This window comes from Candidatus Magnetaquicoccus inordinatus (assembly GCF_004217665.1).
GTDB classification, from domain to species: Bacteria; Pseudomonadota; Magnetococcia; order Magnetococcales; family Magnetaquicoccaceae; genus Magnetaquicoccus; species Magnetaquicoccus inordinatus.
Map to the genome: position 1 here is coordinate 8,408 of NZ_RXIU01000061.1, position 8,120 is coordinate 16,527.

5 protein-coding genes and 1 pseudogene are annotated in these 8,120 nt (G+C 56.3%); all 6 read left to right on the plus strand.

What is annotated here, in order from left to right:
• A pseudogene (locus EJP87_RS17705) lies at positions 1-2,385 on the plus strand (hypothetical protein); the annotation flags it as partial.
• Positions 2,386-2,390: 5 nt separating this feature from the next.
• The gene (locus tag EJP87_RS06545) at positions 2,391-3,173 is read left to right on the plus strand and encodes an SIR2 family NAD-dependent protein deacylase (protein WP_130471059.1); all 783 of its coding nucleotides are present in this window, start codon (positions 2,391-2,393) and stop codon (positions 3,171-3,173) included.
• Positions 3,170-5,320 (plus strand): bifunctional acyl-ACP--phospholipid O-acyltransferase/long-chain-fatty-acid--ACP ligase, encoded by a 2,151-nt coding sequence (aas, locus tag EJP87_RS06550; RefSeq protein WP_130471060.1) that lies wholly within the window; start codon positions 3,170-3,172, stop codon positions 5,318-5,320. Before EJP87_RS06545 ends, aas begins: the two co-directional genes overlap by 4 nt.
• Entirely contained in the window at positions 5,320-6,555 is a 1,236-nt protein-coding gene (locus EJP87_RS06555) for an amidohydrolase family protein (protein WP_130471061.1), read from the plus strand. Before aas ends, EJP87_RS06555 begins: the two co-directional genes overlap by 1 nt.
• Complete coding sequence (locus EJP87_RS06560; protein ID WP_130471062.1) at positions 6,552-7,832, plus strand: MFS transporter; 1,281 nt, start codon at positions 6,552-6,554, stop codon at positions 7,830-7,832. Before EJP87_RS06555 ends, EJP87_RS06560 begins: the two co-directional genes overlap by 4 nt.
• 91 nt (positions 7,833-7,923) lie before the next feature.
• Positions 7,924-8,120, plus strand: a 197-nt coding sequence (locus EJP87_RS06565) for a hypothetical protein (protein WP_130471063.1), incomplete at its 3' end; no start/stop codon positions are given.

The window sequence follows — 8,120 nt, forward strand, 5'->3', positions numbered from 1 at the left end:
TCATTGGCCAACAGCCAATTGGCTGGTCTGAGCTCTCTTACCTTGTCGGAACTGAGTGAAACAACCCTCAACTCCTGGGGCTCTGCACAGTTTACTGCCCTCACCTTTGCGCAATGGCAGGGCTTGACCATTGTTCAATGGTCGAGCCTGGCCGACAGCCAACTCGATGGATTGCGCTCACAACAACTCAATCTCCTTGAAGAGCTGCCACTCTCGGCGCTCACCTCGCGCCAGTGGCGTTCTCTGGCCAATAGCCAACTCAATGGCCTGGGCTCTGTACAGCTTGCCCTGTTGAGCAACGATGCACTCGCCGGCTTCACCTCCCAACAGTTGGCCTCCCTGGCCGACAGCCAATGGGATGGCCTGTTCGATGCCCAAGTGGCCAGCCTGCAGGAAAAACAGTGGAATGGTCTCTCGGCAGCACAACTGCGTGGTCTGTCTGGCAGCCAACTGCTTGGCTTGGCTACGGCAGAGCTGAACAGCCTGGCCGCTACGCAATGGGACGGACTATCCTCCCTGCAACTGCAGGGGCTGACTATGGAGCAGCTCAACAGCCTCTCTTTTCCGCTGTGGCGCTCCCTGGCCCATACGCAACTGGATGGTTTAAGGGCCAGCGCATTGTCGGAGTTGACAGTGACGAGCCTCAACTATTTAGGCTCGGCACAACTGGCCGCGTTGGCCTCTACCCAATGGCTGGGAGTGCGCGATGAACAGCTTGCCAGTTTGGCCGATACGCAACTGGATGGCCTCTCCTCCAATCAGCTCAATCAATTGCAAGCAGCACAAATCATGGCTCTCAGTTCGCGACAATGGCGCAATCTGGCCCATAGCCAACTGGATGGAATCGGCTCTCTGCAGCTTGCCCTGTTGAGCGAGGAGGCTCTTTCCGGCTTCAACTCCCTGCGCTTGGCCTCCCTCGCCGACAGCCAGTGGGATGGATTGCGCGGCAAACAACTGGCCAGCTTGAATAATGAGCAGTGGAACGGTGTGCGCTCCACACGCCTGCGCCAACTGGCCGCCAGCCAGTTGGCGGCTCTCACTCCTGAGCAACTGCTGGCCTGGGCAACCACCCAATGGGATGGCATCACCTCCAGTCAACTGCAAGCGATGACTGTCGCCCAGTTGAACATACTTTCGCTGCCCATCTGGCGCTCATTGACACACACACAACTGGATGGATTATCCTCTCTGACTCTCTCCGAACTGGCAGAGTCCAGCCTCAACCACCTGGGTTCCACGCAACTTTCTGCCTTGGCTTTTACCCAGTTGCAAGGGCTGAGTGCAGAAAAATGGCAGAGTCTGGCCAACAGCCAACTGGATGGCCTCACCTCTCGGCAACTCTCCCTTTTTCAAGAGTTGCCACTGAGCAGCCTGCTCTCCCAACAATGGTCCAGTATGGCCAACAGCCAACTGGATGGCCTCTCCTCTCTTGCCCTCTCCCTCCTGGAAGAGGCAGCTCTAAAATCTCTGAGTGCCGCCCAGTTTGCCGGCCTGGCCTTCAGCCAATGGCAGGGCTTGCAGAGCGAACAATGGCATAGTCTCGCCCAGAGCCAACTGGATGGCATCTCCTCCCGCCAGCTTTCAGCACTGCAAGAGCCGCAACTGCTTGGCCTCACTGCACAACAATGGCAAGGCTTCGCCAATAGTCAGTTGAATGGCCTGACCTCCCAACAGTTGGCCCTGTTGCCTGAGCAAGCCTTGTCTGTTTTGACCTCGTTGCAATGGGCCTCCCTGGCCGACAGTCAATGGAATGGCCTGAGCAGCATGCAGCTCGCGACCCTGCTCGACACACAGTGGAACAGCCTTGGCTCACTGCGCCTGCGCAATCTGGCCGCCACCCAGATGCTCGGACTAAGCTCGGCACAATTAAACTCCTGGGCCACAACGCAATGGGATGGCATCTCCTCGCGACAACTGCAAGCTCTGGCCATCAGTCAGTACAATGGACTCTCTACGCAGATTTGGCGTTCGCTCGCCAACAGCCAACTGGCTGGTTTAAGCAGTTGGCAAATGCACTCTCTGGCTACAGAGCCGTTACATGCCTTCACCTCCGCTCAACTTGCCTCCTTGACCAGCCTGCAATTGACCGCCTTGACCGCCCCAGCCATCGCCTCCTTGCGCACTTGGCAACTGGATGGCTTGACTTCTGCCCAGATTCGTGCCATGACCAGCGCGCACATTGCTGCCTTGACCGCCGAACAGCTCGACTCTCTTTCGGTGGCCCAAGTGAAAGCCATTGCCACGACCTGGAACGGCTCTACCCGCCATTTTACTCCCGGTATGGATGCCTGGTCGGCATACGGTTTGACCACTACCCAGGTCGATGCTCTGGATCGACTGCATCTGTCAGGAAATGAGGCTATGTCTATTTTATGGGGAATTTAACAGGCATGGATGCCTTGTCTTCAGTCGTCAGCCGCTTGCAGATGGCACAACATGTTGTCATCTTTACCGGTGCCGGAGTCTCCGCAGAGAGTGCCATCCCCACCTTTCGCGATGCCCTCACCGGTTTGTGGAGCCGCTATGACCCCAGCCTGCTGGCCAGCCCAGAAGGCTTTCTCTCTGACCCCGATCTCGTTTGGGGCTGGTATGAATGGCGACGCCGTAAATCTTTGCTCGCCGCACCCAATGCCGCCCACCGCAGCATCGCTGCTCTGGCCAACTGCCTCCCCGAACTGACCCTGATTACCCAAAATGTCGATAACCTGCACGAACGCTCCGGCAGCTCCCCGGTGCTGCGCTTGCATGGCTCGCTGCACCATCCCCGCTGTTTCAACTGTGCCACACCCTACCCCTTGCCAGAGGGGATCCCTGACGAACCGGATGGCGGACGTCGCCTCCCCCCACCACGCTGTGGCCGCTGCGGGGGACCGGTGCGACCTGGGGTGGTCTGGTTTGGGGAATCTCTCCCCGAACCGATCTGGAAACAGGCCGAACAGGCAACCGATCACTGCGATTTGCTCTTCTCCATCGGCACCTCCTCCCTGGTCTGGCCAGCAGCGCACCTCCCTTTCCAGGCCAAACAAAACGGTGCCACAGTCGTGCAAGTCAATCCCAATGCCACCACTCTTGACCCGGTAGCCGATTATAATCTGCGCGGCCTGGCCGGAGAAATCATGCCCAGCATCTTTCACTCCCTGCAATCCTCACTCGCGGCACGGAGCGCACCATGAAATCGATCTTACGCTTTCTTTTCCGTCTATTGACCCGCTTGCTCTTTCGCGTTGAGGTGCGCGGCGCCAACACTGCCCTCAACGCCCAACGACTGCTGATTATTGCCAACCATGAATCTTTTCTCGATGGTTTGTTGCTGAGTCTCTATCTGCCCCTGGACCCAGTGATTGTCGTCCATACCAGCGTTTTGCGCTCCTTTTTTTTTCGCATGCTGCTTTCGCAAGTAGAGATTCTCGCCGTCGATAGCAACAATCCCATGGCCATGAAAAAGGTGATCCGCCTGCTGGAATCGGGTCGCCCGGTGATGATTTTTCCGGAAGGACGGATCACCGTAACCGGCAACTTGATGAAGGTCTATGAAGGGCCCGCCTTTGCTGCGGCCAAAAGCGGGGCCGCCATCCTGCCCGTTCGTCTGCATGGCACTGCCTGGAGCTATTTTTCCCGCTTGCGCAAACCTTTCCCACGACGCCTGTTGCCAAAAATCACCCTGACCCTGTTGCCACTCACCCATCTGCCCATGCCCGAAGCAGCAACCGCCAAACTGCGGCGCCGCAAAGCCGGGCAAGCCCTGCAACGCTTGATGCAGGAGATGCTCTTTGCAACTGCACCCTATGAAAATCTCTACTCCAGCTTTTGCGACGCCATCTCTCTCCATGGTCGGCAAACCCGGATTATCGAAGATCTCAAACAGATCGAATATCGTTATCAAGATCTGTTAAAAATGGCCCTGGTCCTCACCCGTTTGGTGGAACGTGCCACCCCTGAGGTCAAACCGGGTGATCGGATCGGCCTGCTTTTGCCCAATCTGGCGGTTACCGTTGCCCTCCTGCTCGGATTGACCGCGCGGCGACGCACCCCAGCTCTGCTCAACTATACCGCCGGACGGGAGGGAATGCAGGCCGCCTGCACTGCCGCCACCCTGACTACAGTGATTACCTCCCATGCCTTCGTCGAACAGGCCAAACTCAGCGAAAAATTGGCCGCCTTGCAGGGAGTCCGCCTCCTCTATCTGGAAGATCTGCGCGAAACCATCACCCTTGCCGATAAGATCTGGCTGCTCGGCTATGGCCTCTGGCAACCGCGCCGGTTTGCCCTGCCCTGCCAAAAAGATGATCCCGCTGTGGTGCTCTTTACCTCCGGTTCCGAAGGCACGCCGAAAGGGGTGGTGCTCTCGCATCGCGCCCTGCTGGCCAATCTGGCGCAAATTGGTGCGGTGGTCGATTTTTCACCCAACGATAAAATTCTCAACGCCCTGCCGATCTTTCACTCCTTCGGTCTCAGCGTCGGCGCTCTGATGCCCCTGTTGACCGGCACCCCCCTCTTTCTCTATCCCTCGCCTCTGCACTACCGCGTCATTCCAGAAACAGCCTATGATCGTGCCTGTACGGTGCTCTTCGGGACCAACACCTTCCTGGCCAACTATGGCAAATTTGCCCATCCATATGACTTTTTTCGGATGCGCTTCGTCATCGCTGGCGCCGAAAAATTGACCGAAAATGTGCGCAATCTCTGGTTTGAAAAATTTGGTCTGCGCATCATGGAGGGCTATGGCGCCACCGAAACCGCCCCGGTCTTGGCCACCAACACCCCCATGGCCTATCGCAGCGGCACTGTGGGCCAATTTTTGCCCGGTATCGACTGGAAACTGGAACAGGTGCCGGGTATCGAAGAGGGAGGCATGCTTCAGGTGCAGGCTCCCAACCTCTTTTCCGGCTATCTGAAGGTGGATCTGCCAGGCCAGTTGCAACCCCCCTCCTGCAGCGCCGGTGCCGGTTGGTATGAAACCGGAGATCTGGTCACCGTGGATGATGAGGGCTTTGTACGCATTATCGGTCGGGTAAAACGCTTTGCCAAAGTGGCTGGCGAAATGATCAGCCTGGAAAGTGTGGAAAAAATTGCCTTTGCCGCCTCCCCGGAACGCCTGCATGCCGCCAGCAGCCAGCCCGATGCCAACAAAGGAGAGGCTTTGGTCTTGTTTACCACCGACCGGCAACTCAACCGCGAGCAGCTTCTGCTCACCGCCCGCAACTTGGGTAGTCCCGAACTGGCCGTGCCACGCAAAATCAGCCATCTCGAAGCCTTGCCGCTGCTCGGCACCGGTAAAATCGACTATGTCACTTTGAAACAGATGGCGGAAAATCTATAATGAATCCCAGTCGGCGCTCCCTCATCAAGTTTTTGCAGGCTTTAGGTGCCACCCTCCTGGCATCCCCTTTGAGCGCCTTAGCCACACCCCTGCTGCGCAATCCCTGCCATGAGGGATTGCCTCCCCATTTGGCAGAACATCCGCTGCTGCAAGAGGCGTGGCAGGGGATCAACCCTGCCGATTTTTGGGACTGTCATGCCCATATTGCCGGGGTCGGCGATTCCGGCAGCGGTATTCGTATCGCCAAAGAGATGAATAGCCTGCTGCATCCACTCTCCTATCTGCAGCGCTATTTTTATCTCAACGCCGCCTGTGTCGATCAACGTCCCGGACAGATCGATCGAAGCTATATCGCCCGCTTGCGCCATTTGCTGGCTGAGTTTCCCCAGGGAGCCAAACTGCTGTTGTTGGCCTTTGATCTGGCGCATGCAGAGAATGGCCAACCTCTGCCGGAACAGAGCGCCTTTTATGTTCCCAACAGCTTTGCCCATTCGTTGGCCAAAGAGTATCCCGACCGTTTTGAATGGATTGCCTCCATCCATCCCTACCGTCTGGATGCTGTGGAGGCGCTGCAGCAAGCCCATGCCCAGGGTGCCCGTGCCATTAAATGGTTACCGCCCGCCATGGGCATCGATCCTGCTTCTGCACGCTGCCAACCTTTCTATGCGGCCATGGCCAAACTGGATCTGCCTTTGCTCTGCCATACCGGAGAAGAAAAAGCGGTCGCTGGTCTGCAACAAACCGCCTTTGGCAATCCGTTACGTCTGCGTGCGGCTCTGGATAGCGGAGTGCGGGTGATCATGGCCCATTGCGCCTCTCTGGGAGAAGAAGAGGAGGAACAGGGAGAGCAAAAGGTCAGCAGTTTTTCCCTCTTTGGCCAATTGCTGGATGATCCCCAATACCGCTCTCTGCTCTTTGGCGACATCTCTGCCATCACCTTGCGCAATCGCCATCCCAGTGTGCTGAAAACCTTGCTGGAGCGTAGCGATTGGCACCATCGTCTCTTGAATGGCAGCGACTATCCCCTGCCGGGAATCATACCTCTGATTTCGCCAAGCCGACTGGCCAACCATGACCTGCTGGATCCCTCTGCAATCTCTCTGCTCAATGAACTGCAAACCTATAACCCGTTGCTGTTTGATTTTGTGTTAAAACGGCAATTGCGCAGCAATGGTCAGCGCTTTCCAGCCCAGATTTTTGCCACTCGACCCTTTTTTCTAAGGCACAGCCCATGAGTGTCTCCGCTTCTCCCAGCACCTTGTTGCACAGCCGCCGTTTTTTGCCTCTCTTTGTGACCCAATTTTTGGGTGCGCTCAACGACAATGTAATCAAAAATGCTCTGGTGGTGTTGTTGACCTTCCATTCGCTGCTTTGGACCACCCTGCCACCCGAATTGCTGGCCAATCTGGCGGCTGGAATTTTTATTCTGCCCTTTTTTCTCTTTTCCGCCACTGCCGGACAAATGGCCGATAAATATGACAAGGCACGCTTGGCACAATGGGTCAAACTTCTGGAAATTGTGATTATCTTGCTGACCAGCCTCGGTTTTGCCTGGCACAGCATCGAAATCCTTCTGGCCGGACTCTTTCTTCTGGGAAGCCACTCCACCTTTTTCGGTCCGATCAAATATGCGATTCTGCCGCAACATCTGCAAGAAAATGAGTTGGTAGCCGGTAATGCCCTGATTGAAGCCGGAACCTTTATCGCCATTCTGTTGGGAACACTCCTGGGCGGCATTTTGGCGGCCATGGCCGATCCGGGCAGCAAAATTACTCTCTGCGGTTTGACCATCGCGGTCAGCGGCTATCTGGCCAGCCGCGCCATTCCCAGCGCGCCGCCACCCGATGCCAACCTGCGCATTAATCCCCACTTTTTTCAGGAGACCTGGCAGACTCTGCAATTGGCGCGCAGCGAACGCATTCTCTTTCTTTCGGTCTTGGGCATCTCCTGGTTTTGGTTGTATGGTGCGCTGTTTTTGGCGCAATTTCCCTCCTATGGCAAGAGTATTCTCGGTGGCGATGAAACCGTAGTCTCCCTGCTGCTGCTCACCTTTACCATCGGTATCAGTATCGGCTCCCTGCTCTGTGAACGGCTCTCAGCAGGCCAGATCAAACCGATTTTGATCCGCATTGGCGCCTTTGGACTCACCCTGTTTGGTTTTGATCTGGCCTGGGCCTCTCCTGCTGCGCCACTCTTGGCCACACCACAAACCATTAGCGAAATTTTGCAACAGAGTGCCAACTGGCGGATTTTGGCCGATTTGCTGCTGATTGGCGCCTCTGGCGGACTCTATATCGTGCCGCTTTATACCTTGATTCAACAACGCGCCCCCACCGGACGGCGTGCCCGTTTGATTGCCTCCAACAATATTTATAATGCCCTGTTCATGGTTGTTGGTGCCCTGAGTGCTGCAGTCTTGCTCGGACAGGGCATGACCATAGCACAGTTGTTTGCCCTGGCGGCCGGTTTGAATCTCCTGGTGGCCGCTTTTATCACCACCATAAAACGCTGATTGTGCACAGTGACAGCAAAAACTTGTCTTTTGGCATCTTTTCTCCTATCCTCAGCGCAAATTGACTCTTGCGCTGATGGGGGTAGGAATAATGGAACAAAACAAAGAAACCAACGTTGAGATACAGCAGGTAATGGCTTTGGTTCATGACTTGAGCCATGCTTTGCGCGAAGAGCGCCAGGAGCAGCGTCGCCAGGCACGGCAACGGCGCTGGCTGGGAGGGGTATTGGCACTCTCCTTACTGGCAGGCGGATGGATGCTGGGCAATCAGGGTAGCCAACAAGCCTA

What these genes read in the sequence shown, in the direction of transcription:
- EJP87_RS06545 (WP_130471059.1), top strand. Translation starts at nt 2,391, where the DNA reads ATGGATGCCTTGTCTTCAGTCGTCAGCCGCTTGCAGATGGCACAACAT.
- aas (WP_130471060.1), top strand. Translation starts at nt 3,170, where the DNA reads ATGAAATCGATCTTACGCTTTCTTTTCCGTCTATTGACCCGCTTGCTC.
- EJP87_RS06555 (WP_130471061.1), top strand. Translation starts at nt 5,320, where the DNA reads ATGAATCCCAGTCGGCGCTCCCTCATCAAGTTTTTGCAGGCTTTAGGT.
- EJP87_RS06560 (WP_130471062.1), top strand. Translation starts at nt 6,552, where the DNA reads ATGAGTGTCTCCGCTTCTCCCAGCACCTTGTTGCACAGCCGCCGTTTT.